The 2780-nt window shown below is 72.0% G+C and carries 4 protein-coding genes; 3 read left to right on the plus strand and 1 reads right to left on the minus strand.

Annotation, left to right across the window (positions count from 1 at the left end; translation table 11 throughout):
• Positions 1-691, minus strand: a 691-nt coding sequence (locus KUG38_RS12980; protein WP_286196014.1) for an EamA family transporter, incomplete at its 3' end; no start/stop codon positions are given.
• A gap of 64 nt (positions 692-755) precedes the next feature.
• Here KUG38_RS12980 and KUG38_RS12985 point away from each other — a divergent pair.
• The 3 genes from KUG38_RS12985 to KUG38_RS12995 all read left to right on the plus strand — a co-directional run.
• A complete protein-coding gene (locus KUG38_RS12985; protein WP_216922350.1) occupies positions 756-1388 on the plus strand; it encodes a phycobiliprotein lyase in 633 nt (210 codons plus the stop codon).
• A gap of 117 nt (positions 1389-1505) precedes the next feature.
• The gene (locus KUG38_RS12990) at positions 1506-2270 is read left to right on the plus strand and encodes a phycobilisome rod-core linker polypeptide (RefSeq protein ID WP_216922351.1); all 765 of its coding nucleotides are present in this window, start codon (positions 1506-1508) and stop codon (positions 2268-2270) included.
• A 240-nt stretch (positions 2271-2510) separates the two neighbouring features.
• Positions 2511-2780 (plus strand): Rho termination factor N-terminal domain-containing protein (locus KUG38_RS12995; protein WP_216922353.1); only part of this gene is annotated, 270 nt, incomplete at its 3' end.

A 2780-nucleotide genomic window follows, 5' to 3' on the forward strand; every position in this document is an offset into this window, starting at 1 on the left:
GGCGCCCGGCCGGCCGGGGCCCCTGGGCGGCCCGCGGCAGCCCCGCCAGCAGCGGCAGCATCACCAGCGCCGCCGCCGCCAGCCGCAGGGTGGCGGCCTGCAGCGGCTCCGGCCCGCCGGCCAGCAGCCCCGCCCGCGCCAGCAGCGCCCCGCCGCTGCCGCAGGCCAGGGCCCCGAGGGCCAAGGCCACTCCGAGGCCGTCGTTGCCAGCCCGATCGCCGCCCGCCCCATCAGCGCCCGCGGGCAGGGCACCCTCGGGCCCGTCCTGCCGGGGGGCGCGCTGGTGCACCACCAGCAGCACCGCCAGGGTGATCAGCGCGATCCCCAGCCACTGGGCCGGCCGGGGCACCTCCCCCAGCAGGGCCACCCCCGCCAGGCTCGTGACCGCCGGGCCGCCGGCATCGATGGTGAGGGTGCGCCGGGTGCCGAGCCGCCGCAGGGCCGCAAAGAACAGGGTGTCCCCCAGGGCGATCCCGAGCACGCCGCTGAGGGCCAGCAGCAGCAGCGAGCGCGGCGCCATCTGCCACGGCAGCACGAGGGCCAGCGGCAGCAGCAGGGCCACCGCCAGCAGGTTCTTGAGCAGGTTCAGCCGGGCGGCCGAGAGGGAGGTGGGCAGCCGGCGCCAGAGCAGGCTGGAGAAGGCCCAGCAGAAGGCGGCCGCCAGGGCGGCGGCGACGGGGGCGGCGGACAAGGGGCCGCGGAAGGGTGGGAGAGTTGCGATCATCGCCTGATCGCGCCCATCGCCCGAGGCCCCCGTGAGCGGATCCATCGCCGACGCCATCAGCTTCTTCCGGCTCAGCTGCGGCCGCTGGCGCTCCCAGCGCAGCAGCCACCACCTGCTGCACCGCCGCGCCGAGGCGGGCGGCTCCTTCATTGAAGTGGTGGAGCTGGAGGCGGCCGATCCACGCCTGAAGGCGATCGCCGTCCTGCACGGCCAGGATCCCGCCGGCCTCGTGGGGGGCTGCCGGGTGCGCTGGAGCGGCTCGATGGCCTGGGACAAGGCCGGCGAGGCCCACGAGGGCGAGAGCGTCTTCGGCCTGATCCCCACCGATGAACGGGGCCGCAGCGGCCTGCTGCTGCGCGACCGCGGCTACGCCGAAACGGCGCCGGTGGCCGGCCACTTCGCCATGGACGACCGGGACGGCCTGCTGCTCACCACCAGCTACGAGACGATGAACAGCCTGGAGCGCTTCAGCTTCGCCGGGCCCGACGTGCGCCTGCGCACCAGCACCGTCGAAGGGCTCTCCAACACCGCCTCCTTCTGCGTCGAGACCCGCATCGCCGACGAGGCGGCCACTGCATCCGGCGCCACCGCCGACGCACAGGGCTCCCAGGCAGATGCCCCGACGCGCCCCGAAACCGCCTGCCTGTCAGCCCTGGGCTGGTGACGGGGCCCGCGTTGGTGTTGTGTCGCCAACGTTACGGACTGTGAGCCCTGCCCTCCCGGGCCCGGGGCCGCCGGGGCCCTACTTCTACGATCCCCAACGACGGATGCCGGACCACGCGTGGCTCTTCCACTCCTCAAGTACGCCCCCACCTCCCAGAACTCGCGCGTCGCGCCGTTCCGGGTGGGTTCCGACGAGGACCCCAAGGCCGTGTCCATGGACAAGGCCATGGACCGGGAAGATCAGAATTTCGTGATCGAAGCGGCCTACCGCCAGATCTTCTTCCATGCCTTCAAGGTCGACCGCGACCGCACCCTTGAGTGCCAGCTGCGGGACGGCCAGATCACAGTGCGGGACTTCATCCGCTCCCTGTGCCTGTCGGACACCTTCAACCGCAGCTTCTACAACCTCAACAGCAACTACCGGGTGGCCCGCCACCTGGTCGAGAAGCTGCTGGGTCGCCCGGTCCACGGCAAGGCCGAGGAGATCGCCTGGTCCGCCGTGATCATGACCAAAGGGGTCCGTGGCGCGGTGGACGCCATCCTCGACTCCCAGGAGTACCTGGAGGCCTTCGGCTACGACACGGTCCCCTACCACCGCAACCGGGTGGTCGGCTCCCGCGAAGTGGGCGAAACCCCCTTCAACATCACCTCCCCCCGCTACGAGTCCTACTACCGGGGCATCCTGGGCTTCCCCCAGATCGTCTACACCGGCAAGTCCCGCAGCTTCCCCGAGCGCGCCCAGCAGCGCCGCGGCGGTTTCCCGCAGGACTACCTGCCCTGGGTCCGCACCCTTCCCGCCCTGCGCGGTGTCGGCAGCGCCGCCGCCGGCAACACCGGCATGGACTACCTCTCCAAGGTTCCCTACCGCAGCATCGGCCGCTGAGTTCGGCCCTCGGCGGCCGGTCTCCCACCGGCCCCTGATTTCACCTTGGCCCCGCCGCTTCCCAGCTGCGGGGCTTTTTCGTGTCCCCGCCTGGGGAGAGGGGGATCGGGGGCGGCCCTGGCCGTCAGTGGATGCTGACTACGGGCGACCGCTCCCGCCCAAAGCCGGGATGGTCCTCCAGACTGATCCCAAACGAATTCTGATGTTGTGAGCCAGAAGACGCTGACCTCCCTGGCGATGATGACGCTGCGCCAGCTGCGGCAGATCGCCAGTGACCTCGGCGTGTCGCTCTACAGCCGCAAGTCCAAGGAGGAGCTGGTGGAGGCCATCAGCACCCGCCAGGTGGAGGAGGGCGAAGGGCGCAGCCTCGAGCGCATCGAAGCCGAGATGGCCCCGGCGCCGCGGCCGGCCGCCGAGACCCGCGTCGTCTTCCTGCCCCGCGATCCCCAGTGGGCCTACGTCTTCTGGGACATCTCCGAGGACGACCGCACAGGCGCCCTCCATGCCGGC

This window comes from Synechococcus sp. CCAP 1479/9, assembly GCF_019038535.1.
In the GTDB taxonomy this organism is placed as follows: Bacteria; Cyanobacteriota; Cyanobacteriia; order PCC-6307; family Cyanobiaceae; genus Cyanobium.